Origin of the sequence: Streptomyces violaceusniger Tu 4113 (assembly GCF_000147815.2) — a bacterium.
Classification (GTDB): domain Bacteria; phylum Actinomycetota; class Actinomycetes; order Streptomycetales; family Streptomycetaceae; genus Streptomyces; species Streptomyces violaceusniger_A.
Genome location: NC_015957.1, coordinates 4,635,580 through 4,661,403 on the forward strand (window position 1 = coordinate 4,635,580; position 25,824 = coordinate 4,661,403).

Sequence of the window (25,824 nt, forward strand, 5' to 3'; positions counted from 1 at the left end):
AACTTTGACTGCGAAGAAAGTGGCGCCAAACAATGAGTGAGACAAAGCTCCGCGACTACCTCAACAGGGTGACGACTGATCTGCACCGCACCCGTCAGCGCCTTCAGGATGTGGAGGCGAAGCAGCGGGAGCCGATCGCGATCGTGGCGATGAGCTGCCGTTTTCCTGGTGGGGTCACCTCGCCGGAGGAGCTGTGGCGCACCGTCGCCGACGGGGCCGACGTGCTCTCACCGTTCCCGAAGGACCGGGGCTGGCACGAGGAGCTGTTCAATCCCGACCCGGACAGCCAGGGGACCAGCTATGTGAACGAGGGCGGGTTCCTGTACGACGCCGCGCTCTTCGACCCCGTGTTCTTCGGGATCTCCCCGCGTGAGGCGCTGGCGATGGACCCCCAGCAGCGGCTGCTGCTGGAGACGTCCTGGGAGGTCGTGGAGCGGGCGGGCATCGACCCGCTGTCTGTCAAGGGCGCCGCGGGCGGCGTGTTCATAGGCGGTGCCAACACGGGGTACGGCGCGGCCGGGGCGATGGAGGCCGAAGAGGTCGAAGGCCATCTGCTCACAGGGCAACACCCTGCCGTCACCTCCGGCCGGATCTCCTACGTGCTCGGCCTCGAAGGCCCCGCGGTGACGGTGGACACAGCGTGTTCATCGTCTCTGGTCGCCCTGCACCTGGCCGTGCAGGCGCTGCGCCAGGGCGAGTGTGACTTCGCCCTGGCCGGGGGCGTCGCCGTGATGGCCCTCCCGGGAGGGTTCACCGAGTTCAGCCGCCAACGAGGACTCGCGACCGACGGCCGCTGCAAACCCTTCGCGGCGCCCGCCGACGGCACCAACTGGTCCGAGGGCGTCGGCGTGCTGTTCGTGGAGCGGCTGTCGGACGCCCGTCGCAACGGCCACCCGGTGCTGGCCGTTCTCCGAGGTTCGGCAATCAACCAGGACGGCACCAGCAATGGTCTGACGGCTCCCAATGGCCCCTCGCAGCGCAGGGTGATCCGCCAGGCGCTCGATGTCGCGGGACTCACCCCGGACCAGGTAGACGTGGTCGAGGCGCACGGTACGGGCACGTCACTGGGTGACCCGATCGAGGCGCAGGCGCTGATCGCGTCCTACGGCCAGGAGCGGCCGGAGGACCAGCCGCTGTGGCTGGGCGCCCTCAAGTCCAACATCGGCCATACGCAGTGGGCGGCGGGTGTGGCCGGGGTCATCAAGATGGTGATGGCCATGCGGCACGGCATCCTGCCGAAGACACTCCACGTGGACGAGCCGACACCCCATGTGGATTGGTCGGCGGGGGCCGTGAAGCTGCTCACCGAGGCTCGGCCCTGGCCGGAGACAGGCCGGCCCCGTCGGGCGGGCATCTCGGCCTTCGGGATCGGCGGAACCAACGCGCACACCATCATCGAGCAGGCCCCCGAAGCCGAGGAGCCGGGGCCGGCCGATCCGCAGGCCGGTGCTGGGGGTGAGCCTGCGCCTGCCGCCTCCTCCGTTGTGCCATGGCTGGTCTCCGGCAAGGGCGAGGCCGCGCTGCGGGCACAGGCCGAGCGGCTGCACGCGAGTCTGACGGCTCAGGGTGCTTCCCAGGACAACGATCTCGCGCTCGCGTCGGTGGCGGACATCGGCTACTCCCTGGCAGTGTCCCGGTCGGCGCTCGAGCACCGTGCCGTGGTGATCGGCGAGGACCGCGACAGCCTCCTGCGCGGCCTCCAGGCCGTGGCCAAGGGCGAGATCGCTCCGGGCCTGGTCAAGGGACAGACGGTGAAGCGACCCAGGACCGTCTTCGTGTTCCCGGGTCAGGGGGCGCAGTGGGTGGGTATGGCGGTGGGGTTGTTGGACTCCTCGCCGGTGTTCGCGGAGGCGATCGGTGAGTGTGAGTCGGCTCTGTCGGCTTATGTGGACTGGTCGTTGACGGATGTGCTGCGCGAGGCTGAGGGTGCTCCTGGTTTCGACCGGGTGGATGTGGTGCAGCCGGTGTTGTTCGCGGTGATGGTGTCGCTGGCGAGGCTGTGGCGTTCGGTGGGTGTGGTGCCGGACGCGGTGATGGGTCACAGTCAGGGTGAGATCGCGGCGGCGTGTGTGGCGGGTGCGTTGTCGCTGGAGGATGCCGCGAAGGTGGTGGCGTTGCGGTCGCAGGCGATCGCGGCGAGTCTCGCGGGCCGTGGTGGCATGGTGTCGGTCGGGCTGCCGGTCGACCAGGTCAAGGAGCGTATCGCCGCCTGGGATGGTGTGATCTCGGTGGCGGCCGTCAATGGCCCGGGGTCGGTTGTGGTGTCGGGTGATCCGGGTGCGCTGGATGAGATGGTCGCGCAGCTGGAGGGCGAGGAGATCCGGGTCCGCCGGGTGCCGGTGGACTACGCCTCGCACTCCGCACATGTGGAGGCCATCCGCGAGGAGTTGTTGAAGGTTCTGGCGGGTATCGCGCCGCGTGTGTCGGATGTGCCGTTCTACTCGACGGTGACCGGTGAGCAGGTCGATACGGCGGGTCTGGACGCGGAGTACTGGTACCGGAATCTGCGGCAGACCGTTGAGCTGGAGTCCACGACGCGCACGTTGCTGAATGACGGTCACACGGTCTTCGCCGAGGTGAGCCCGCACCCCGTCCTCACGCTTCCCGTTCAGCAGACGGTGGAGGCCGCTGAGAAGCGGGCGGTGGTCGTGGGCACGCTGCGGCGGGATGAGGGCGGCCTGGAGCGGTTCCTGACCTCCGCCGCCGAACTGCACGTCACTGGCGTCGGCGTCGACTGGCGGAAGGTGTACGAGGGCCGTGGTGCCCGCCGGGTCGATTTGCCGACCTACGCCTTCCAGCGTCAGCGCTACTGGCTGAACTCGGTGGCGACCGTCGGCGACGTGGGATCGGTGGGCCTCGGGGCGGTGTGGCATCCCCTGCTGGGCGCCGCGGTCTCGCTCGCGGGCGGCGGCGGAGTGTTGCTCAGCGGGCGGCTGTCGATGGCCACGCACGCCTGGCTCGCCGACCACGCGGTGCAAGGAGTGCCGCTCGTGCCCGGGACGGCCTTCGCGGAGATGGCCGCGCAAGCGGGGGACCAGGTCGGGTGCGGCCGGGTCGATGAGCTGGTGCTGGTGGCGCCCTTGGCGGTGCCCGAGCGCGGAGGGGTGCAGATCCAGGTCGAGGTGGCGGAGGCCGACGCCTCGGGCCATCGCGAGGTGAGCGTGTACTCGCGGATGGAGCCGGCCGACGACAAGGCCGACCTCGAGGAGCCGTGGGTGCGGCACGCTCACGGTGTGCTCACCCCGCCCGCCCCGGCGGCCTCCTTCGACTTCGCGAAGTGGCCGCCCTCCGGGGCCAAGCCCGTCGACGTCTCCGGTGGTTACGAGCACGCCGAGGAGCATGGGCTGCACTACGGTCCCGCGTACCGCGGGCTGCGGCGCGCATGGAAGCGCGGCGACGCGGTGTTCGCCGACGTCGAGCTGCCCGAGAACCAGCACGGCATCGCGAAGTACTTCGGTCTGCACCCGGCCCTGTTCGACGCGGCCCTCCAGGCGATCGGCGCCAACAACGCGTTGCGCGGAGGCGACGACGCGCCGAGCGCGGGGAATCTGATGCCGTTCTCGTGGCGGGGATTCTCCCTGGAAGCCGTCGGTGCCCAAGCGCTGCGAGTCCGTATCGTCCCGGACGGGCGGCAGGCCGTATCGGTGGCCATGGCCGACACCTCGGGCCGCCCGGTGGCTTCCGTCGACTCCCTCGTCTTCCGGCCCATGCAGGCCGCCGCGTTGCAGAACCTGGGCCGGGCGGCCGGTGACGCGTTGTTGCGCATGGAGTGGACGGCGAGCACCACGAAGCCCGCCGAGGGCGTGGCACCTGGCTGGTGGGCGGTGCTGGTCGACGACCGCCTCGGCGTGGGCGCCGCTCTGGAGGCGGCGGGCTTCTTCCCCGCCGATGTGTACGCGGACCCCACGGCGCTGAGTGACACCGTGGCGGCGGGCACGAGCATGCCCGGAATGGTGGTACTGCCGGTGGCTTCGGACAGCTCCGCTGTGGTGGACGAGGTCCACGCACGGGTCGGTGAGGTGCTGGAGACCGTTCAGTCGTGGGTAGCCGACGACCGGTTCGCGGGAACCCCGCTGGTGGTGCTGACCCGGGGTGCCGTTGACACCGGCGACGGTGTGCGCGATCTGGCGGCCGCGGCCGCATGGGGTCTGGTGCGGTCGGCGCAGTCGGAGCACCCGGGACGGGTGGTGCTGGTCGACACGGATGACGTCGGGCGTGCGGTGGGACTTCTCGCGGGGGTGATAGCTACTCGTGAGGAGCAGGTGGTGGTGCGTTCGGGCGAGGTCCACGTGCCACGTCTGGCACGTTCACTGCCCGCGGCTGACGCTCCCGAGACGGAGGTGTTCGGCTCCGGTGCCGTGCTGGTCACGGAGGGCACGGGCGGTCTGGGTGGTCTGGCGGCCCGGCATCTGGTGGCCCGGCACGGTGTGAAGAAGCTGGTGCTGCTGTCCCGCCTGGGTGCGGAGACGGACGGCGCGGCCGCATCGCGGGCCGAGCTGGAGGCCGCGGGCGCCGAGGTGTTGGTCACGGCGTGTGACGCCGCGGACCGTGAGGCGCTCGCTTCGGCGCTGGCGGGGCTGCCCGAGGAGTTCGCGTTGAGCGCCGTGGTGCACGCGGACGAGGTGCTCGACGACGGGCTGTTCGCATCGCTGACGCCCGAGCGGGCGAGCGCGGTGCTGAGGGCGAAGGCGGACGCGGCCTGGAACCTGCATGAGCTGACCGCGGGCATGGACCTGTCGGCGTTTGTGCTGTTCTCCTCGACCGCGGGTCTGCTCGGCGCGGCCGGGCAGAGCAACTACGCCGCGGCGAACGTGTTCCTGGACGGCCTCGCGTCATGGCGTCGCGCTCAAGGACTGCCGGGCGTCTCGCTGGCGTGGGGCCTGTGGGCCCAGGACAGCGGGGTGACACCCCAGGAGGGACCCGACAACTGGCGCTACCAGGTGTCGTGGAAGCCCGTCCCGGACGTGGCCGAGGGGTCGCTGTCGGGGACCTGGCCGGTGGTGGTTCCGGCGTCCCACGTCGAGGACGAGCTGGTCTCGGGCGTTGTCGCCGCCCTCGAGCGGCACGGCGCGGATGTGGTCTCGGTCGTGGTGGAGGAGCGGGACCTCGACGCGAACGCGCTGGCGGAGCGGCTGCGCGAGGTCGCCGAGCGGGCGCCCGAGCTGGGAGGTGTCCTGTCGCTGCTGGCCCTGGACGAGAAGCCCTGCCCGGAATACCCGGCCCTGCCGGGTGGCTACGCGCTGAGCCTGGCCCTGGTGCGGGCCATGGTCGAGGCGAAGATCTCGGCTCGGCTGTGGAGCGGTACGCGGGGGGCCGTCTCGGTGGGCGGTTCGGACCGGCTCACCAGCCCCGTACAGGCGATGGTGGCGGCGTTGGGCCGGGTGGTCGCGCTGGAGCTGCCGCTGCTGGGGGGCGGTGTGGTCGATCTGCCGGAGTCGCTGGATGAGCGCGGCGCGGCCCGGCTGGCCGGTGTGCTGTCCGTCGAGGGCGGCGAGGACCAGGTCGCGGTGCGTGGTTCCGGTGTCTTCGTACGCCGTCTGGTGCGGTCGGCCGCGACCACCGGTAGGGCGACATGGCGGGCGCGGGGCACCGTGCTGGTGACCGGTGGCACGGGCGGGCTGGGTGCTCATACGGCCCGCTGGCTGGCGCGTAGTGGTGCCGAGCATCTGGTGTTGACCAGCCGTCGGGGTCTTGACGCGCCGGGTGCGTCCGAGTTGCGCGATGAGCTGGAGGCGCTGGGTGCCCGGGTGACCGTGGCGGCCTGTGATGTGGCCGACCGGGAGCGGCTGGCCGCGGTGCTGGCTGCGGTGCCGGAGGAGCATCCGCTGACGGCGGTCGTGCACGTGGCGGGGGCCACCGGGGTGGTGCCACTGATGGAGAGCGGGTTGGCCGATGTCGCCGCCCTGGTATCGGGCAAGGTGGCGGGCGCCGTCAACCTGGACGAGCTGCTGGGCGACCGTGAGCTCGACGCGTTCGTGCTCTTCTCGTCGGTCTCCGGTGTGTGGGGCAGCGGTGGCCAGGCCGCCTACGGTGCGGCCAACGCCTACTTGGACGCGCTGGTGGAAGACCGTCGTGCGCGGGGTCTCGTCGGCACCTCCGTGGTCTGGGGCCCCTGGGCCGAGAGCGGCATGGCGGCGGGGGACGACTCCGGGGAGCAGCTGGCGCGACGTGGGCTGCCCCGGATGGCGCCCGAGCCGGCGATCGCCGGTCTGGAACGCGCGATAGCGGGTGACGACGGTGTGGTGGCCGTCGTGGACGTGGACTGGGAACGGTTCGCTCCCGCGTTCACCGCGGTCCGGCCCAGCCCGTTGCTGAGCGATCTCTACGAGGTCCAGCGGCTGGACACGGCGTGGAACGATGTGGCGCGCACCGGTCTGGTGCCGCTCTCCTCCGAGGAGGGCCTGGAGCTCTTCGACGCGGGCGTCGTCTCCGACACGGCCGTGGTGATTCCCGCCCGGCTGGACATCGGTGCGCTGCGCGCCCAGGGCGCCGCGATGTCCGCCGTGTTCCGTTCCGTCGTCCCGGATTCCCCGGTCCGCCGTGCGGCTCGGGCGGCGGAGTCCGAGGTGGACCAGCCGGGACAGCTGCGGCAGCGGCTGGCTGGGCTGTCGGAGGCCGAGACGGACGAGGTGCTTCTCGAACTGGTGCGTACCGTCGCCGCCGCGGTGCTTGGGTTCGCATCGCCGAATGACATCGACACCGGCCACGAGTTCTTGGAGATGGGCTTCAACTCCCTTACCGCGGTGGAATTCCGTAACCAGCTCGCCGCCCTCACCGGCCTTCGGCTGAACACCACGGTCGTCTTCGACCACCCGAGCCCGGGCGAGATGGTGGCCCATCTGCGGCCCCGGCTCGCGGCCGAGGTCGCGTCCAGCCCCATCGGCCGCCAGGCCCAGGAGCAGACCGCCCCGGCCGTTCCGGTCGCCGTGCCCGTGACCGAGCCCGTTCCCGCGGCGCCGCAGGCGAACGCGCCCGACACCCTCGGCTCTCTCTACCGGCAGGCGGCGCAGCAGGGCAAGCACAAGATCGGCATGGATCTGCTGATGAACGCGGCGCAGCTCCGTCCGGCCTTCGAGGACCCTGCCGACTTCGAGGGGAACATCAGGCCCGCGCGGCTCTCCCGGGGTCCTGGGCGCCCCCGGCTGGTGTGCTTCTCCTCTCATGTCGCCCTGGGCGGCGTCCACCAGTACGCGCGGTTCGCCGCGCCGTTCCGTGGCAACCGGGATGTGGCGGCTCTCGGCACCGTGGGGTCCGTCCACGGTGAGAGCCTTCCGGCCACCCTGGACGCGCTGTTCCGCTTGCAGGCGCGGGTCGTCGCCGAGTACGCCGAAGGCGACCCGGTCGTCCTGTGCGGCTCCTCGGCCGGAGGAATGTTCGCCCACGCGGTGGCCGCCGCCATGGAGAGCCAGGGCACACCGGCCGCGGGAGTCGTCCTGATGGACACCTACCTTCCGTACACCACGAAGCTCGGCCAGTTCGAGGACGCCTGGACGGACGAAATGTACGAGCGGGAGGAGCTCGTCTCCATGGAGGGTGTCCGGATGTCCGCCATGGGTTGGTACGTGCATCTGCTCGAGGGGTGGAAGCCGCCGCAGATCTCGGTTCCCAGCCTCCAGATTCGTGCGACGGAGCCGGTGCTGGCGGCGGCTCCGGACGCGGAGGCGCAGAGCTGGCAGGCGGACTGGCCCGCCGACTCCGCCATCGATGTGCCCGGAGATCACTTCACCATGATGGAGAAGCACGCGGACACCACCGCCCAGGCCGTCGAGGACTGGGTGGCCGGCCTCTAACAGCCGGGCGCCCGCCCGGCATCGATGGATGGCGGGCGGGCGCCCAACGCCGAGGCCGCATTCAGCGCGGCACACAGCTTTGACGCAAGGTCTTCCACGAAGCAGGAGTTAGGTGAGCAGCATGTTGCGCGGGTCCAGCGACTCAGGAGAGTCCGGAATCCAGGCTGGGCCGGATTGCGGGGAGAGCCCAGGCGAACTTCCTTCACTCGCACCGGACTTTCGAGAACTGCCGGACTACGAGCAGCGCAGGGTCCTGTTCGACCTGGTACGCGCGCATGTCGCCGGGGCACTGCGGTCTGAGTCACCGCGTACGCTCGACGCCGAGAGCTCCTTCCTCGACCTGGGTCTTGACTCGCTCGCGGCGGTCAATCTGCACCGCGGACTGGTGGCGGCCACCGGGCTCACGCTCGAGGTGTCGCTCGCCTACGACTACCCGACGCCCGGCGAGCTGGTGGACCACCTCCACCGGCAGATCTTCCCCGTCGCCACGGACGACACCGCCCCCGCGCGTGCCGTCGTGGGCTCCGACGACCCCATCGCGATCGTCGGGATGAGCTGCCGCTTCCCCGGAGGCGTCAACAGCCCCGAGGAGCTGTGGAAGGTCGTCTCCGAGGGCGTGGACGCCATCACCCCGTTTCCCACCGACCGGGGCTGGGACCTGGAGGCGCTCTACAGCCCGGACCCGGACCAGCCCGGCACCAGCTACGCGACCGAGGGCGGATTCATCCACGACGCCCCCGAGTTCGACGCGGAGTTCTTCGGCATATCGCCGCGCGAGGCACTGGCCATGGACCCGCAGCAGCGGCTGCTGCTGGAGACCAGCTGGGAGGTCTTCGAGCGGGCCGGTATCGACGTGACCAAGCTGCGGGGGAGCAGGACCGCCGTCTTCACCGGCGCCGAGCACCACGACTACGGGCCCCCTCTGCAGAGCACCAAGAGCGGCCTCGAGGGCTATGCGCTGACCGGTATCGCGGGCAGCGTCGCCTCCGGGCGCATCGCCTACACCTTCGGCTTCGAGGGCCCGGCGTGGACCGTGGACACCGCGTGCTCCTCGTCGCTGGTCTCCCTGCACCAGGCGGCGCACTCGCTGCGCCAGGGGGAGTGCGATCTGGCGCTCGCCACCGGTGTCGCCACGATGCCGACCCCGGGTGACTTCATCCTCTTCAGCCGCCAGCGCGGACTCTCCTCCAACGGGCGCTGCAAGGCGTTCGGCGCCGAGGCCGACGGCACGTCATGGGCCGAGGGCGTCGGCGTCCTCCTGGTGGAGCGGCTCTCGGACGCCCGGCGCAACGGCCACGAGGTGCTGGCGATCGTACGCGGCTCCGCCGTCAACCAGGACGGCGCCAGCAACGGTCTGACGGCCCCCAACGGCCGTTCCCAGCAGCGGGTCATCCGCCAGGCGCTGGCCAACGCCGAACTGACCGCGGACCAGATCGACGTGATCGAGGCGCACGGCACCGGAACCTCGGTCGGCGACCCCATCGAGGCGCAGGCGCTGATCGCCACCTACGGCGAGAGCCGCCCGGAGGGGCAGCCGGTGTGGCTGGGGTCCCTCAAGTCGAACATCGGCCACACCCAGGCAGCGGCCGGTGTGGGTGGTGTCATCAAGATGGTGATGGCCATGCGCCACGGCATCCTGCCCAGGACGCTGCACGTGGAGGTGCCGACCCCGTACGTGGACTGGTCGTCGGGCGGCGTGGCGCTGCTCGCCGAGCAGCGCCCCTGGCCGGAGACCGGGCGGCCACGCCGTGCCGGTGTCTCCTCGTTCGGCGTGAGCGGCACCAACGCACACGCCATCATCGAGCAGGCCCCGCCGCCGGAGCCCGCCCCCGCCACGGACGATGTCGCCGACGAGGAGACCGCGTACCAGCCCGTGTCGTGGCTGGTGTCCGCCAGGAGCGAGGAGGCGCTGCGGGCGCAGGCCGCGCGGCTGCGCGAGCACGTGGTGCACCACCCCGACGCGCGGCCGGTCGACATCGGATGGTCGTCCGCCGTGACACGTGCCGCACTCAAGCACCGGGGCGTGGTGGTGGCCTCCGACCGCGAGGGGCTGCTGCGCGGCCTCGCCGCGCTCGCCGAGGACACCGACGCGCCGGGCCTGGTGCTGGGCACGTCCACCGTGCAGCGGATGGCGTTCCTGTTCACCGGACAGGGCGCCCAGCGGCTGGGCATGGGCCGCGAGCTCTACGAGACCTACCCGCTCTTCGCCGACGTGTTCGACGAGGCGTGCGACTATCTGGACGTGCGCCTGGGCACCTCCGTGCTCGACGTGGTCTTCGGCCCCGAGGATGACGACGCGGCCGCCGCCACCGGTGACGAGCTCAACCAGACGATGTTCACCCAGGCCGGGCTGTTCGCCTTCGAGGTGGCCCTGTTCCGCCTGCTGGAGTCTTGGGGCGTGCGCCCCGACTTCCTGATGGGGCACTCGGTGGGCGAGATCGCCGCGGCCCACGTCGCCGGGGTGCTGTCCCTGGAGGACGCGTGCGCCCTGGTGGCGGCCCGCGGGCGGCTGATGCAGGAATTGCCCGAGGGCGGCGCGATGGTGGCCGTCCAGGCGTCGGAGGAGGAGGTGGCCGGAAGCCTGGAGGGCCGCGAGGACCAGGTGTCGCTGGCGGCGCTCAACGGCCCCACCTCGGTGGTGCTCTCCGGCGACGAGGACGCGGTGCTCGAACTCGCCGGCCACTGGGAGGCCCAGGGCCGCAAGACCAAGCGGCTGCGGGTGAGCCACGCGTTCCACTCCCCCCGGATGGACGCCATGCTGGAGGAGTTCGGCCAGATCGCCGCCTGCCTGGCGTACTCGGTCCAGGCCATCCCGGTCATCTCCAACGTCAGCGGCGATGTCGCGGGCGCCGAACTGGCCACTCCGGAGTACTGGGTCCGCCATGTGCGGGAGGCGGTCCGCTTCGACGACGGCATGCGGCAGCTCGCCGACCAGGGCGTGACCACCTGCGTGGAGCTCGGTCCCGACGCCGTGCTGACCGCGATGGGCCAGGACTGCCTGGACGCCGTCGGTGCCGACGCGGCCTTCGTGCCCCTGGCCCGCTCCGGGCGCGCCGAGGCCCAGACGCTGGCGGAGGCGGTCGCCACCCTGTACGCGAACGGTGTCGGCGTGGACTGGGACGCGGTGTACTCCGGGCGCGGCGCCCGCCGCGTCACCCTGCCGACCTACGCCTTCCAGCACAAGCGGTACTGGCTCGAGTCGGGCGGCGCCGTGACCGGCGACGCCCGGAGTGTCGGCCTCGGCAGGGTGGACCACCCGCTGCTCGGCGGGCTCACCGAACTGGCCGAGGGCGACCGCACGGTGCTGACCGGGCGCCTGTCGCTGCAGACCCACCCGTGGCTCGCCGACCACGCCGTGGCCGGCGGAGTGCTCTTCCCCGGCACCGGATTCGTCGAGCTGGGCCTGCTCGCCGGCATCGAGACCGGGGCGGGGAGGCTCGGCGAACTCACCCTCGAGACCCCGCTCCTCCTGCCGGAGCACGGCGGCGTCCGCGTCCAGCTCGTGGTCGGCCCCGCCGACGAATCCGGCGTACGGTCCCTCGGCGTGTACTCCCGCTCCGACAGCGACGAGCTGGGGGAGGAGTGGGTGCGGCACGCCCAGGGCGTCCTCGAGGCCGACAGCGGCGCCGCGGTCACCGACAGCCTGCTGCGGTGGCCCGTCCCGGGCGCCGAGCGGGTGCCGATGGAGGGCTTCTACGAGGGCCTGGCCCAGGTCGGTTACGGATATGGGCCGGTCTTCCAGGGGCTGGAGTCGGTCTGGCGGCTGGACGGCGACGTCTACGCCGAGGTGGCGCTGCCGGACTCGGCCGCCCAGGAGGCCGGACGGTTCGGCCTGCACCCGGCCCTGCTCGACGCCGCCCTGCACGCCATGGAGATGGGCGACTTCGGCGGCGAGAGCGGGCGCGTGACCCTGCCGTTCTCCTTCGCCGGGGTGACCCTGTACGCGGCGGGCGCCGGACGGGTGCGGGTGCGGCTGCGCCCGCAGGGCAAGGACACGGTCGCGCTGCTGGTGACCGACGCCACGGGTGCGCCCGTCGCCTCGGTGGAGTCGCTGGTGGTGCGGGAGGTGGCGGCCGAGCGGTTCGCGTCGGGGCCGCGCGGCACCGGCAGCGATGGAACGCTGTTCCGGGTCAACTGGGACGAGTTCGCCGCCGCGCGGGACGGCGAGCGGACCGTGGACGGCGCGTCCACGGCGGTGATCGGCGCCGACCGGGCGCGGGTGGCCGAGCTGCTCACCGCCTCCGCCGTCGAGTACGCCGAGTACGCCGGGGTGGACGCGCTCGTCGCCGCCGTCGACGAGGGTGCCGCGGTGCCGGATGTGGTCTGGGCCTGGTGCGGCGGCGAGCCCGCCGGGCCGGACGCCGGGAACCTCGCCGACGCCGCTCGGAAGGCGACCCACCGGGCGCTGGCCCTGGTGCAGTCCTGGCTGGCGGAGGACCGGTTCGACGGGTCCCGGCTGGTCGTGGTGACCAGCGACGCGGTCGCGACGGGCCCGGGTGAGGGCGTCGCCGGACTGTCCAACGCCGCGGTCTGGGGACTGCTGCGTTCGGCGGCCACGGAGAACCCGGGCCGGATCCAGCTGGTGGACATCGACCGCCACGCCGAGTCGGCCGTCGCAGCCGTCGGCGTGGTGACGGCCGCGTTCGCGGCGGGCGAGCGCGAGGTGGCGCTCCGCGTGGGCCGGGGGCTGATTCCCCGGCTCGCCAGGAACGCCGCCGGGCGGGTGCTCGAGGCCCCCGCCGACACCTCGGCGTGGAAGCTCGGCACCACGGGCGGCGGCACCCTGGACAGCCTCTCGCTGATGCCCGATCCGGCGGCGGAGGAGCCGCTGGCACCCGGATACGTGCGGATCGCGGTGCGCGCCGCCGGTCTGAACTTCCGTGACGCGCTGATCGCCATCGGCATGTACCCCGACGACCACGCCACGATGGGTGGCGAGGGCGCCGGTGTGGTCCTGGAGGTCGGCCCGGGAGTCACCGACCTGGCACCCGGTGACCGGGTCATGGGCATGATCGACGCATCGTTCGGGCCCGTCGCGGTCGCCGACCGGCGGCAGATCGTCCCCATACCGAGCGGCTGGACGTTCGCGCAGGCGGCGACGGTGCCGCTGGTCTTCCTGACGGCCTACATGGGCCTGGTGGAACTCGGCAAGCTCCAGGAGGGCGAGACCATCCTGGTGCACGCCGCCACCGGTGGTGTGGGCATGGCGGCCGTGCAACTCGCACGCCACCTCGGCGCCGAGGTGTACGCCACGGCCAGCCCCGGCAAGTGGGACACCCTGCGGGCGATGGGATTCGACGAGAAGCACATCGCCTCGACGCGTGACCTGGAGTTCGAGCGGCGCTTCACGGAGGCCACCGACGGCCGGGGCATGGACATGGTGCTGGACTCGCTCGCCCGCGAGTTCGTCGACGCCTCCCTGCGGCTGCTGCCCAGGGGCGGGCGGTTCCTGGAGATGGGCAAGATCGACGTGCGGGACCCCGAGGTCGTCGCGCAGGACCACCCCGGGGTGAAGTACAGCGCGTACGACCTGGACGTGGCCGACTACGACTCGGTCCAGCGGATGCTGGTCGACTTGGTCGATCTCTTCGACCGTGGCGCACTGCACCCCCTCCCGGTGACGGCATGGGACGTGCGCCGGGCCCCGGACGCGGTGCGGTACATCAGCCAGGCCCGGCACATCGGCAAGAACGTGTTCACCATGCCCAGCGCCCTGAACCCCGAGGGATCGGTGCTGATCACCGGTGGCACCGGCGGCCTGGGCAGCGAGGTGGCGCGCCACCTGGTGGCCGAGCGCGGAGTGCGCAACCTGGTCCTGGTCTCCCGGCGCGGGCCGGACGCGGAGGGCGCCGCCGACCTCAAGGCCGAACTGACCGAGGCGGGCGCGTCGGTGACGCTGGCGGCCTGCGATGTGGCCGACCGCGCCTCGCTGGACCGGATGCTGTCCGACGTGCCCGCCGACCACCCGCTGACCGCGGTCGTGCACGCGGCGGGCGTACTCGACGACGGTGTCATCGACACTCTGTCGCCGAAGCGGATCGACGCGGTTTTCGAGCCGAAGGTCGACGCGGCGTGGAACCTGCACGAGCTGACCCGCCATCTGGACCTGGCGGAGTTCGTGATGTTCTCGTCCGTCGCCGGTGTGTTCGGCAGCCCGGGACAGGGCAACTACGCCGCGGCCAACTCCTTCCTGGACGCGCTCGCCGCACATCGGCGCGCGCTCGGCCTCCCCGCCGTATCGCTGGCCTGGGGACCGTGGGAGCAGGCCGGCGGCATGACCGGCACGCTCAGCCAGGCGGACATGGTGCGCATGGCGCGCGAGGGCATGGCGGCCCTGTCCATGGCGGACGGTCTGCGTCTGCTGGACGCCGGCCGGACCAGTGAGGACGCCCTGCTCGTGCCGATGCGGCTGGAGACCTCGGCGCTCAGCGGCCAGACCGACATCCCCACCCTGCTGCGGGGTGCGGTCCGGGTGCGGAGCAGGGCGGCGGCCGACGGGAAGGCGACCGCTGCCGAGTCGGCCAAGGAGCAGCTGGCTGCTCTCTCCGGAGCCGAACTCGACCATGCGCTGCTCGCCCTGGTGTGTGGCAGCGCGGCGATGGTGCTGGGCCACAGCGGCGCCCAGTCCATCAAGCCCGACCGCTCCTTCCAGAGCCTCGGCTTCGACTCGCTGGCGGGCGTGGAGTTCCGTAACCGGCTGAACTCGGCCACCGGGCTCCGCCTTCCCTCCACGCTGATCTTCGACAACCCCACGCCCGCCGCGCTCGCCGAGTATCTGCGCGGCCGGGTAGCGACGGACAGCCCGGCCGAGTCGGACATGGATCCGGAAGAGGCCAGGATCCGTGCCCTTCTGACGTCGATTCCGCTGGGGCGCCTGCGCCGCTCCGGTCTGCTGGACGCGCTCACCGAGCTGGCGAGCGGCAAGGACCAGGCCGAGACAGACACCGAGGAGAAGGAGACGGACTCCATCGACGCGATGGACGACGACGACCTGATCGACATGATGCTCGAGGATCTCGGCAACTGACGAAGGCCGAGTCCCCCCGGAGACCTCCGGGGGGACTCGCACTCCAGGGCCACGTCTCGAAGGGCCCCGGCGGCGCGGGTGTTTCTCACCCCAAGAGACTTCAAGAAGAAGAAAGGCACAGTGAAACCCGATGACCGCAAAGGTCTTTGCGACGGAAGCGGTGTATTCGCTTCCCGAGTTCGAACAGAGGGCCCTGGCCATCGCCGACGCGCTCCGCGAGCGCGGAGTCAGCGACGGCACCCGGGTCATGCTGAAGGCGGGCAACTCCGCCGGCTACGTCGGGGCCCTTCTCGCCCTGATGCACGTCGGCGCGTCGATCGTCATGGTCGACCACCAGGAGCGGGCGGAGGCGACACAGAGCATCTGTGACCGGGCCGGCGTCAAGATATGCGTGGTCGACGACGACACCCCGATGCCCGAGAGCGGCCCGGCCCGGGTCACCGTCTACGAACTGCTCGTGGCGAGCGTGGAGCAGTCCCCCGCCGAGCGGCGGCTGTCCCTCGACACCTGGTGCGAGCTGCCCGACGGCCTGATCATGTGGTCCTCCGGGTCCACCGGGGAGCCCAAGGGCGTCGTCAAGACCGGGGCCAAGTTCCTGAAGAACCTGGAGCGCAACGCCGAGCAGGTGGGCCATCGCTCCGACGACGTCCTGCTGCCGCTGCTGCCCTTCTCGCACCAGTACGGGCTGTCCATGGTGCTCATCGCCTGGCTGGTCAAGTGCTCGCTGGTCATCGCGCCCTACCGGCGTCTGGACCGGGCCATGACCATGGCCGGCACCTGCGGGGCGACGGTGGTCGACGCCACCCCGGCCAGTTACCGCAGCATGCTCAACATGATGGGCCGTAAGCCCGCCCTGGCGGACGAGCTGTCCGGTGTCCGCATGTTCTGCAGCGGGGCGGCCCCGCTGGATCCCGGCCTGGTCGGCGATTACGTCGAGAAGTTCGGGCTGCCCCTGCTGGACAGCTATGGCAGCACCGAGGCCGGAAACGTGGCCTTCGCGACCGAGGACAACGTCGTCGCCTGCGGGCGGGCCGTCGAGGGCCTGACGTTGCGGATCGTGGACGACGAGGGCGCCGCCCTCCCCTCGGGCGAGGTCGGGGAGATCCAGGTCCACTCGCCCGACCTGATGGAGGGCTACCTTGCGGTCGACGGCACAGTGGCCCCCGTCGACCAGGACAAGACCGACTGGTACCCCACCGGCGACTTCGGCTATCTCGACGGCGGGGACAACCTCTTCGTCCTCGGCCGGAAGTCCGCGGTGCACCGCAACGGCCACACGCTCTATCCCGAGATCATCGAGCACAAGCTGGCCGCGGGCGGCTGTCTCGTCAAGGTCGTCCCCGTCCCCGACGAGCAGCGAGGCTGCCAGCTCGTCTTCTTCGTGGAGGACGAGCAGCAGCGGGAGTCGCGGTACTGGCGGGAGCCGATCGGCTCTCTGCTGCCCGCCTTCGAGCACCCCAACCGCATTCATGTCCTGGAGCGATTCCCCCTGAACCGCAACGGCAAGCCCGACAAGCGACAACTTGAGCAGCTCGCTCTCGACCTGGCACCCGGAGCGAAGGCATGACAGAGCCACAGGCGACAGAGCCCCAGACCACCGAATCCCAGGCAGCAGAGTCGCAGACCCCCGAGTCCCGGGCAACGGAGTCGCAGCCGGGCCGCACGGCGTTCGTCTTCCCCGGGATGGGGCCCTTCCGCTTCACCGACGTGGGCGAGTTCCTGCTGACCAACCCCCATGCCCGGCGCCGGCTCGCGATCGCCGACGAGGTGGTGGGGTACTCCGTGTTCGACCAGTACCGCCAGTCGGACGGCGACGAGGAGGGGCAGTACGCCGCGCACACCCAGATCGCCTTCCTGACCGTCTGTCTCTCCCTCGCCGACTGGGCGGAGGAGACGCTGGGAGAGAAGCCCGAGCTGTGTGCCGGACCGAGCTTCGGCCAGCGGGCCGCGGTGACCTACGCGGGGTCCCTGCCCTTCGAGGAGACCGTGCGGCTCACCGCCGAGCTGGCCCGCTGCGAGGAGGAGTACTTCGCGCAGGAGCACCGTGAGGCGGTCACGCACTGCGTGATCCACACCCCCGAGGAGAGCCTTCGCAAGGCGCTGGGCGAACTGGACGACGAGGGGGAGTGGCACGACCTCTCCGGCTACATCGACCAGGGCTTCTACCTCGTGTCCCTGCGCGAGCCCGTGCTCGATCGGTTCAAGAAGCGGATCGGCGACCTCGGCGGCTACAACATGTACACCATGAGGCCGCCCGTACACGCCCCCTCGTTCGGCGATCTGCGCCGCAAGGCGGAGGAGGAGGTCTTCGGCGGCTTCGAGCTGGCCGACCCCAAGCTCCCGGTCGTCTCCGACCAGAACGGCGCGCTGCTGACCGACGCGGCGGGGGTGCGCACCATGCTGCTCGACACCTTCAACTGTCCGATCCGCTGGCCGGACATGGTGGAGACGATGCGGGAGCGCGGCATCACCAAGATCTGCATCTCGGGCCCGGACAACCTCTTCGGCCGGGTGAACAGCACCGGCGAGAACTTCGAGGTCCTGGCCATCGACGCCCGCAAGGCGATGCGCCCGCGCGTCCGTCAGAGGAGTGCTCGCCGGGCACGGCGGTGACGGCCTTTCCGCCCGGGGCCACGGTCGGCCCCGGATCGTCGTCCGCCGTCTGATGGAGGCGCTGCCCTCGGGCAGCGCCCAGCCGGCGGCCGTCGTCCATGGCATCCTCTTCAAATTGACTGATCGATCTCGAAAGGCTAGTGTGCCGGTATGGCACGGAGGAAGGAATTCGACCCCGAGGTCGCGCTGGACGCCGCGATGCGGCTGTTCTGGCGCAATGGCTATGAGGGGACGTCCACCAGTGATCTGGTGGAGGGCCTGGGAATCGCGCGGGCAAGTCTGTACGGGACCTTCGGGTCCAAGCGCGGGCTGTATCTGGCCGCGCTCGACCGCTTTCTCTCCGGCGCCGCCACGCCGAGCCCGGCCGACATCCTGGCGTCGCGTGCGTCCGCCCTGGACGCGGTCCGGGATCTGCTGGAGACCAGCGCGGCAGCCCCGAAGCCGGGTACGCCCCAGGGCTGCTTCGCGGTCAACGCCACGGTGGAGCACGGGGATTCCGACCCCGAGATCTCGCGGCGCCTGGAGGGTAACCGAAGCCGCCTCGAGACCGCGCTCTTCGGTGCGCTGCTGAGGGCCCGCGCGCAGGGCGAGCTGGCGCCCGGCGTCGATCCGAGTTCGGCGGCGACCATGCTGGCCTCGCTCAACAGTGGCCTGAAGGTGCTGTCGTGCGCGGGCGAGGACCAGCGCGACCGCATCACCACCGCGGTCGACACCGTCATGGCGATGCTGACCTCCCCGGCGGCCGCCGTCACCGGCTGACGGCGGCGCTCCGCGACCGCGTCGAAGCGGAAGACACCCACACCTCTGGGTGTCTTGTGTGTGCACTAATTCAAGACTAATCAGTCCCGAATCATGGAGGGGTCATGCTTTTCGATCATCGTGGAGAACCTGTCCGCACCGGCCGCGCCGCCGTCAACGGCACCAAGCTCCATTACCGAACGGCCGGCTCCGGTCCGGTGGTGGTGCTACTGCACGGTGTGCCCAAGACCGGCTATCACTGGCGGCATCTGGTCCCGAAGCTGACGGCACGGCACACCGTCGTCGTGCCGGACCTCCGTGGTCTGGGCGACTCGGCCCATCCCGCGGACGGATTCGACTGCGCCACCATGAGCGACGACATCGCCGCGCTGATGGCCCACCTCGGGCATGGGTCCTACACCGTGATGGGGGAGGACTGGGGAGCGGTGGTCGCCTATCAGCTCGCCGCCCGCCACCGTGATCACGTCGAGGCGCTGGTGTTCGCCGAGGCGCTGCTGCCCGGCTTCGGCTTCGAGGACCACACCGCGCTGACCCGCGAGAACGTGTCGGGCGGGATGTTCCTGTGGCATCTGGGCTTCTATTTCCAGCCGGACGTACCCGAGATGCTGATCACCGGGCATGAGCGCGAACTCATCACGTACATGCTGAAGGACGAGCGCAGCTTCCCCGACACCGCCACCGCCGACGCAATCGACGAGTATGTGCGCTGCTACTCCATGCCCGGTGGTATCCGCTCGATGCTGGCGATCTACCGGGCGATGCTCGTCGACGCCGAACAGAACCGGCAGGCGGCCGGCACGATGCTGAACATCCCGGTGCTGGCGCTCGGCGGCGACGCGTTCATCGGCGACCGGAACGAGACCCAGATGCGACTGCTCGCCCACGATGTCACCGGCCATGTCTTCCAGGCCGGACACGACCTCGCCGAGGAGGTGCCGGACGAGGTGGCCGACGTCCTGCTGCCGTTCCTGGCCGACCGGCTCACCTGACCCGAGTCGCGGACGCGCCGGGGCCGGCCCTGCGCCTCCGTGCTCTCTTGAGGTGACTCGGGAGCTGTAGGAGAGTGGCCCCATGGGCACCAAGCAGTACACCGGCTCGCCCGAGGACGCCGATCTGATGCGCGCGGACTCCTTGGCGCGGGAGATCTTCGCGGATGTCGCCAACAAGTGGGCGTTCCTGATCATCGAGTTCCTCGGGGAACGCACCCTGCGCTTCAGCGAGTTGCGGAACGAGGTCGAGGGCATCAGTCATAAGATGCTCACCCAGAACCTGCGCATGCTGGAGCGCAACGGCCTGGTCGAGCGGAAGGTGCACCCCACCGTGCCGCCCCGGGTCGAGTACACCCTCACCGAGCCGGGCCGGGCCCTGCGCGCGACGGTCGACGGCATGTGCGGCTGGACCCACACCTACCTCGGCCATATCGAGGACTCCCGCCGCCGCTTCGACGCCTGATCGGGGAAGCGGTCACAGCGACCACGCGGTGGCCCCGTGTCCTGCGGGGCCACCGCGCGGCCACGTCAGTCGAGGACCGCGGTGGCTTCGATCTCGACCAGATGCTCGGGGATGTCCAGCGCCGCGACCCCCAGCAGCGTGCCCGGCGGGACCGGGGTGACCCCCAGCTTCGCGGCCGCCCGGGCCGCCCCTTCCAGGAACAGGGGCATCTTGTCGGGCGTCCAGTCGACGACGTAGACGGTCAGCTTCGCCACATCGTCGAAGGAGCCGCCGACCTCCGCCAGGGCGGTGCCGATGTTCAGGTAGCACCGCTCGACCTGAGCGGCGAGGTCACCTTCGCCGACCGTGACCCCATCGGCATCCCAGGCGACCTGCCCGGCGATATGGACCAGCCTCGACCCGGTCGCGATCGACACCTGCCGGTACACCTCGATCTCCGGCAATCCGCTGGGGTTTACCAGGGTGATGGCCATGCTGCCTGCCTTCTCATCAGGGGAGCCCACGGGCTCGCTTCCGCGGAGCCCATGGGGGCGCGCTCTCTCTTGGTTACCCGGAAACCGTAAGAGAGTGGCCGCTGACATGGAAGAACGCACTTTTCGGTGACTGGGGAACCTTTTGGTGACCGAGTGACCCAAGGGGTCCGCGTACCGGTTCCTCGGACGCCCGGCCTTCCGGGTTTGTCATGTACGGGCTACAGTGCCTCGACGTAGTGGGAGCGCTCCCAAGCTCTCGATCGTCCTGACCAGTCGAAGGATCCGCCATGACCCCCACACCACACCGCGCCCTGGCCGCCGCCGCGGTGGCCGTGGCGCTGGCGCTGACCGCCCCGGCCGCGCCACGGGCCTCGGCACAACCGGTGGCCTGCGCCGCCGATGGCTTCTGCGAGGACTTCGAGTCCCAGACCGGTACCACCCCCGCGGGCCGCTGGACCACGGCCGTCGCCAACTGCTCGGGCACCGGCACCGCCACCGTGGACACCACGACGGCTCACGGCGGCACCACGTCGGTGCGGATCACGGGCAAGGCGGGATACTGCAACCATGCCTTCGCCGGCACCTCGCTGTCCGGTCTGCCCTCCGGTGGCGACCTCTACGGACGCTTCTGGGTCCGCCACACCACCGCGTTGCCCGCCCAGCACGTCACGTTCGCCGCCCTGCGCGACGCCAACGACAACGGCAGGGACCTGCGCATGGGCGGTCAGAACAAGGCCTTGCAGTGGAACCGCGAGTCGGACGACGCCACTCTCCCCGCCCAGAGCCCGGCGGGCGTCGCGCTCAGCACCCCGCTGCCCGTCAACACTTGGACCTGTCTGGAGTTCCGCCTCGACCGCACCGCGGGCCGCCTGGACACCTGGGTGAACGGCGCGCTCGTCACCGGCCTGGTGGTGGACGGCACCCCGACCCAGGACGTCGACCAGCAGTGGCTGAGCCGGGGCGGGTGGCGGCCCGCCCCGGGCGATCTGCGGCTGGGCTGGGAGAGTTACGGCGAGGGCGACGACACTCTCTGGTACGACGACGTCGCCGTCGGCACCTCCCGGATCGGCTGCTGAGCCACCGTCGGGGACAGCTCTCGGCAACTGGCCCGGGCAACCGGTTCAGGGGTTCAGGGGTTCAGGGGTTCAGGGGGAAGCTGACCGACCGGGACTTCTTCCACTCCTCGTGCTCCAGGTCCTTGGCCTCGGTGCCGTCCCCGTACAGGTCGGCCGAGCCGCTGTCGGTGATGACCTGGGCGCGGGCGCCGGGGGCCGTGAGGTCGGGCACGTCCACCACGATCTCCCAGCCGCCCGGGTCGGCCGTCGGCAGGTCGAGCCGCTTGACCGGCTGGTGTCCGGCGACGCCGTCCCAGGAGTAGAGCGCGTACGGGGCGCTGTTGTCCTCGGCCGCCCAGGAACCCGCCACGATCAGGTACTGGCCCTTGTCGTTGCGGCGGATGTCGCGCACGCTCAGGCCCCCGAGGTCGAGGGTGATCGGATCGCCGAAGGTGGCGTGGGTGTCCTTGTCGCTGCCGGACCGGGCCAGCTCGTCGGCATTGGTGACCGGGACCAGCAGCGCCTTGCCGCCGTCGGCGGGCGGCACCAGCGGCGCCCGGAAGCCGATGTACGCGGTGGAGCCGGAGCCGGGCGCGAACTCCAGGCCCTCGACGTTGAATCCGTCGATCTGCTTGGGCACCTGGCCGTCCGCGGTGCCCTTGGCGAAGCCGAGCCGGTCGCCGTTGGCCTTGTCCCAGTCCACCAGGTCCTCGCGCAGGCCCTGGTACGAGCCGCCGACCTCGAGCTCGGTGTCGGCGCCCGAACCGGAGACGGTGGTGGTGAAGAGGGTGAAGCGGTCCTCCTTCGGCTCACCGTCCTTGTTGTTGCCCAGCGAGCCGGTCCAGTAGATGGTGTCGCCGACGCGGGCCGCGGCCTCGATGTCGATCTCCTTGTCGACACCGAGGTCGGAGCTGACGTCCCAGGTGCGCACCGGCGCGCCGGAGGAGTCGCGGCGGTACAGCCGCAGGACGTTGGACTCGTCGTCGGCGACGACCATGTAGCCGTCGCCGACGTCCACGGCGGCGGAGGAGTCGCTGGAGCCGGTGAGGTAGCGGGTGTCGGCGGCGTTGCCCACGGTACCGGAGGCCGCGTAGTGCAGGGTGGTGGTGGCGCTCTTGCCGCCGAGGCCGTTCACCTTGAGGGTGAGGTCGGTGTAGCCCTTGCCGCGCGCCTGTACGGCCACCTCGCGGGTGGCGCCGGTGCCGGTCACCGTGACGTCCCCGGTCTCGGCGACCGAGCCGTGGGTGGTGGCGGTCGCGGACACGGTGAGCGCGTCCGCGTCGGCGCCGCTCTGGCCGACCTTCACGGTCACCGTCGGGTCGCCGGTGGCGCCGACGGCGCCGGACAGGTACGAGGTGGCCGGTTTGATGGTCGGCGTGCCGTAGTCCGCTTTCCCGGCCACCGCGGAGGCCGGGAGCGCGGACAGCGTGGTGGCGCCGGCCACCAGCACCAGCGCGGCGGCGTGGACGACCCGGCGGGTACGGCGCGGGGGAGCGGCATGGAACGGGACCATCGTGAGCAACCCTTCGTCAGCTGCGGGGCCGGTCGGTGGACCGGCACACCGCCCTGACGATGGATCATTTACATGGCGGGTGCATGAACGACCCCCGAACACGAACCACTTGCGGCCGAGGAGGGGGCCGTCGCGGTCAGCAGACGCCGTCGCCCGGCTTCGGGTTCCCGAGCCCGAAGAGCGGCCGCAGCTTCAGCCCGGCCCAGGTGCCGAGGAGGGCGAAGCCGCCCCAGACCCAGCCGTGCAGGCTGCCGGACGCGATGCCCGCGAGGTAGGCGCCGATGTTGCAGCCGCCCGCCAGCCGGGCACCGATGCCCATCAGCACCCCGCCGAGCACCGCCGCGGTCGCCGTCCGCCACGGCACGCCGCGGTGCAGGGTCCAGGTGCCGCCGAGCGCCGCGGCGACGGCCGCGCCGATCATGATGCCGATGTCGGTGAGACTGGTCTTGTCGGCGAGCACCGGACCGGCGAGCATCTCCTTGTTTCCGGGCTGCTGCCACCAGCTCCAGCTCTCCGGGTGGCCGCCGAGCGCTCGCACCAGCTCCGATCCCCACAGGCTGAAGGCACTGGTGACGCCCCAGGCGCCGCCCGAGACGAGCAGCACCCCGGCGCCCAGCACGGCCAGCGCCAGAGCGCCGACCGCCAGCGGCCAGGAGCCGCGCAGGACACGGGCGGCGGCACCGCGCGCGGAGGGCACCGGACCGATCGGCGGCGGGTTGCGGCGGGCCTGGACGCTACGGCTGATCAGGACGATGGCGGCGAGCACGAGGATCGTCACCGCCCAGGAGCCGAACCAGCCGATATGGTCCGCCATGACGACCGGCTCCAGCGACGGCAGGTCCTTCCACAGGTCGAACTGCCAGGCGGCCAGGGTCGCACCGCCGATGAAGCCGCCGAGCGTGAGCACGATCGACGACTGCCCCGAGCCGACCGCGAAGAGGGTGCCGGAGGCGCAGGCCCCACCGAGCTGCATACCGACGGCGAAGACGAACGAGCCGATCAGCAGCCCGAAGCCCAGCGGTCCGCCCGAGGGCGCCGGTACGGACCCGAACAGCCCGGTCTTCGTGCCGATGAGCAGGGCGAACAGCGTGGCCGTGGTGCCCAGCAGCAGGGTGTGGGCGCGCAGGCCGGTGCCGTTGCCGACGGCGACCAGTTGCCGCCAGGCGGAGGTGAAGCCGAAGCGGGAGTGGAAGAGGGCGATTCCCAGGGCGAGGCCGAGCAGCAGCAGGACGCCGGGCTTGGCCCCGTGGGCGGACCACACATACGCGGTCAGCGCCGCGCCGAGCAGCCCGGACACGGCGAGCGGCACCCGGCGCACCGGCGGCGCGGCGGGCGCCTCCGGCCGGGGCACGGAGGTGGGTGAGGGGGACAGCAGCGCGGCGGGCTTCGCTGCCTCGGCGGGCGGGGCGGTGGTCACGTGCGGACTCCGGAGACGTTCGAATGGGGGGCATCACGCTGGGCGGGAGGGCCCGGCCGGGCGGCGCGGCGCCGGGTGGCGGCGCGCGGTGGGGAAACCGGCTGGTTCCGGCTCAGCGGCGACAGAGGCCGTCGTCGACGCACCACGCCGAGTTCGCGAACAGCGCGAGACGCAGCGGACGGGCGGGTGCGGACATGGAAACGAGGATATGGTCCGGATTTCATAAACTGGACCCTGATCTCACCATGTGATCTGTGGAGTCAGCCACAGACGGATCCCGGGACGGTCAGTGCCCGGCCGGTGCCACATGTGCGCGCTCTCCCTGCGCGCCGAACAGGGTGAGCACCTCCGCGGGCCGACCGTCGGCACTGCCGATCCAGTGCGGTATGCGGGTGTCGAACTCCGCCGCCTCGCCGGCTCCGAGCCGGAACTCCCGCTCGCCCAGCACAAACCTGACGTGGCCGTCGAGGACGTAGAACCACTCGTATCCCTCGTGGGTCTGCAGCTTGATCGTGGGTGACCGGTCGGCGGGCGGATAGATCACCTTGTACGCCTGGACACCGCCGGCCCGCCTGGTCAGCGGCACCATCACCAGCCCGGATCGCCGCACCGGACGCAAGTGGATACGCGGGTCGCCGGTGGGCGGCGCCGCGACGAGATCGTCGAGCGGGACGCCGTGCGCCCGGGCCAGGGGCAGCAACTGCTCAAGGGTGGGGCGGAGCTTGCCGTTCTCGAGCCGGGACAGGGTGCTCGCCGTGAGGCCGGTCTCGTCCGCCAGCGCCGCCAGCGTGGCGCTCCGCGCCCGGCGCAGGGCACGCAGCCGCGGCCCGACTCCGGCCAGAACGTCTTCCGCGGGGTTGCCTGGGTTGTCCATCCCCCGATGATGCGGATCCGCAACTTTTCTTGCAAGAGCGAAATGGCGGCGTCGAGGCTGTCGGTACATCACCGGCGTCGAAGGCGCGTATCGGATCACGCTCGGCACGCCGGCCGACGAAGGGGCGACTCAGATGGATTCCACGCAAGGCCGACGACCCACTGCCCACGCCGGGGATCAGGGCACGGCGGACGCGGACGCCGAGCAGTTCTGGGAGCGGCACTACGGCACCCGGCGTGCCTGGCCCGCACATGTCAACCCGCTGCTCGCCGAGACCGCCGCGCCGCTGCGCCCCGGCGCCGCCCTGGATCTGGGCTGCGGCCCCGGCGGCGACGCCATCTGGCTGGCCCAGCAGGGCTGGCACGTCACCGCCGTGGACATCTCCACCACGGCCGTCGAACGGGTGCGGGAGCGCGCCCGCGATCTCGGCGTCGCGGACCGGGTCGTCACCGAACAGCACGATCTGGCCAGCAGCTTCCCGGCCGGCCAGTTCGATCTGGTCTCCGCCCAGTACTTCCACACCCCGTTCTCGTTGTCCCGCGGCCGAGTCCTGCGCACCGCCGCAGGGGCGCTGCGCCCTGACGGTCTCCTGCTGATCGTCGACCACGGCTCCACCGCACCCTGGTCGTGGAACCAGGACCCCGACATCCACTACCCCACGCCCACCGAGATCGCCGCCGAACTCGAGCTCGACCCCGCGCACTGGTCCGTGCGGCGCGCCGAGATGCCCCGCCGCCGGGCCACCGGACCCGCTGGTGAGACCGCCACCGTCATCGACAACGTCCTGCTCGTCCAGCGGCGCGACCCCCCAATGACCGCCTGAACCAACCGACTTCACGACGCAGGGGAGC

The 25,824-nt window shown here is 71.3% G+C and carries 12 protein-coding genes and 1 pseudogene; 9 read left to right on the forward strand and 4 right to left on the reverse strand.

Features of this window, described 5'->3' with window-relative positions:
* Nucleotides 1-32 precede the first annotated feature (32 nt).
* The 7 genes and pseudogenes from STRVI_RS48015 to STRVI_RS19115 form a co-directional block, all read left to right on the forward strand.
* A pseudogene (locus STRVI_RS48015) lies at nucleotides 33-7,763 on the forward strand (SDR family NAD(P)-dependent oxidoreductase); the annotation flags it as partial.
* Nucleotides 7,764-7,902: 139 nt separating this feature from the next.
* Nucleotides 7,903-14,817 carry a type I polyketide synthase gene (locus STRVI_RS19090; RefSeq protein ID WP_014057317.1) on the forward strand — a complete coding sequence of 2,305 codons (6,915 nt, stop codon included), beginning with the start codon at nucleotides 7,903-7,905 and terminating at the stop codon, nucleotides 14,815-14,817.
* A gap of 130 nt (nucleotides 14,818-14,947) precedes the next feature.
* A complete protein-coding gene (locus tag STRVI_RS19095; protein ID WP_014057318.1) occupies nucleotides 14,948-16,384 on the forward strand; it encodes a class I adenylate-forming enzyme family protein in 1,437 nt (478 codons plus the stop codon).
* A complete protein-coding gene (locus STRVI_RS19100) occupies nucleotides 16,381-17,430 on the forward strand; it encodes an ACP S-malonyltransferase (RefSeq protein ID WP_014057319.1) in 1,050 nt (349 codons plus the stop codon). The genes STRVI_RS19095 and STRVI_RS19100 overlap by 4 nt, the downstream gene beginning before the upstream one ends.
* 150 nt (nucleotides 17,431-17,580) lie before the next feature.
* A complete protein-coding gene (locus tag STRVI_RS19105) occupies nucleotides 17,581-18,189 on the forward strand; it encodes a TetR/AcrR family transcriptional regulator (protein WP_014057320.1) in 609 nt (202 codons plus the stop codon).
* 104 nt (nucleotides 18,190-18,293) lie between these two features.
* Complete coding sequence (locus STRVI_RS19110) at nucleotides 18,294-19,178, forward strand: alpha/beta fold hydrolase (protein ID WP_014057321.1); 885 nt, start codon at nucleotides 18,294-18,296, stop codon at nucleotides 19,176-19,178.
* Nucleotides 19,179-19,260: 82 nt separating this feature from the next.
* Entirely contained in the window at nucleotides 19,261-19,641 is a 381-nt protein-coding gene (locus tag STRVI_RS19115; protein ID WP_014057322.1) for a winged helix-turn-helix transcriptional regulator, read from the forward strand.
* Nucleotides 19,642-19,706: 65 nt separating this feature from the next.
* On the opposite strand, the gene STRVI_RS19120 is transcribed toward STRVI_RS19115, so the two are convergent.
* Nucleotides 19,707-20,114 (reverse strand): RidA family protein, encoded by a 408-nt coding sequence (locus tag STRVI_RS19120; protein ID WP_014057323.1) that lies wholly within the window; start codon nucleotides 20,112-20,114, stop codon nucleotides 19,707-19,709.
* 287 nt (nucleotides 20,115-20,401) lie between these two features.
* Here STRVI_RS19120 and STRVI_RS19125 point away from each other — a divergent pair, with 287 nt between their 5' ends.
* Nucleotides 20,402-21,190 (forward strand): hydrolase, encoded by a 789-nt coding sequence (locus STRVI_RS19125; RefSeq protein ID WP_014057324.1) that lies wholly within the window; start codon nucleotides 20,402-20,404, stop codon nucleotides 21,188-21,190.
* A 61-nt stretch (nucleotides 21,191-21,251) separates the two neighbouring features.
* Here the strand turns inward: STRVI_RS19125 and STRVI_RS19130 are convergent, their stop codons facing one another.
* The 3 genes from STRVI_RS19130 to STRVI_RS19140 form a co-directional block, all read right to left on the reverse strand.
* Nucleotides 21,252-22,682, reverse strand: coding sequence for a DUF3616 domain-containing protein (locus STRVI_RS19130; RefSeq protein ID WP_014057325.1), 1,431 nt, complete (start codon nucleotides 22,680-22,682; stop codon nucleotides 21,252-21,254).
* Nucleotides 22,683-22,818: 136 nt separating this feature from the next.
* On the reverse strand, nucleotides 22,819-24,099 hold the full coding sequence (locus STRVI_RS19135) for a YeeE/YedE family protein (protein WP_014057326.1): 1,281 nt from the start codon (nucleotides 24,097-24,099) through the stop codon (nucleotides 22,819-22,821).
* A 286-nt stretch (nucleotides 24,100-24,385) separates the two neighbouring features.
* Nucleotides 24,386-24,973 (reverse strand): helix-turn-helix domain-containing protein, encoded by a 588-nt coding sequence (locus STRVI_RS19140; protein ID WP_014057327.1) that lies wholly within the window; start codon nucleotides 24,971-24,973, stop codon nucleotides 24,386-24,388.
* A 133-nt stretch (nucleotides 24,974-25,106) separates the two neighbouring features.
* Here STRVI_RS19140 and STRVI_RS19145 point away from each other — a divergent pair, with 133 nt between their 5' ends.
* Nucleotides 25,107-25,796 (forward strand): SAM-dependent methyltransferase, encoded by a 690-nt coding sequence (locus tag STRVI_RS19145; RefSeq protein WP_014057328.1) that lies wholly within the window; start codon nucleotides 25,107-25,109, stop codon nucleotides 25,794-25,796.
* Nucleotides 25,797-25,824: the final 28 nt, after the last annotated feature.

Bases quoted from the DNA above. Each gene is read 5' to 3' on its own strand.
- STRVI_RS19095 (WP_014057318.1), top strand. From the start codon at position 14,948: ATGACCGCAAAGGTCTTTGCGACGGAAGCGGTGTATTCGCTTCCCGAG.
- STRVI_RS19100 (WP_014057319.1), top strand. From the start codon at position 16,381: ATGACAGAGCCACAGGCGACAGAGCCCCAGACCACCGAATCCCAGGCA.
- STRVI_RS19105 (WP_014057320.1), top strand. From the start codon at position 17,581: ATGGCACGGAGGAAGGAATTCGACCCCGAGGTCGCGCTGGACGCCGCG.
- STRVI_RS19110 (WP_014057321.1), top strand. From the start codon at position 18,294: ATGCTTTTCGATCATCGTGGAGAACCTGTCCGCACCGGCCGCGCCGCC.
- STRVI_RS19115 (WP_014057322.1), top strand. From the start codon at position 19,261: ATGGGCACCAAGCAGTACACCGGCTCGCCCGAGGACGCCGATCTGATG.
- STRVI_RS19120 (WP_014057323.1), bottom strand. From the start codon at position 20,114: ATGGCCATCACCCTGGTAAACCCCAGCGGATTGCCGGAGATCGAGGTG.
- STRVI_RS19125 (WP_014057324.1), top strand. From the start codon at position 20,402: ATGACCCCCACACCACACCGCGCCCTGGCCGCCGCCGCGGTGGCCGTG.
- STRVI_RS19130 (WP_014057325.1), bottom strand. From the start codon at position 22,682: ATGGTCCCGTTCCATGCCGCTCCCCCGCGCCGTACCCGCCGGGTCGTC.
- STRVI_RS19140 (WP_014057327.1), bottom strand. From the start codon at position 24,973: ATGGACAACCCAGGCAACCCCGCGGAAGACGTTCTGGCCGGAGTCGGG.
- STRVI_RS19145 (WP_014057328.1), top strand. From the start codon at position 25,107: ATGGATTCCACGCAAGGCCGACGACCCACTGCCCACGCCGGGGATCAG.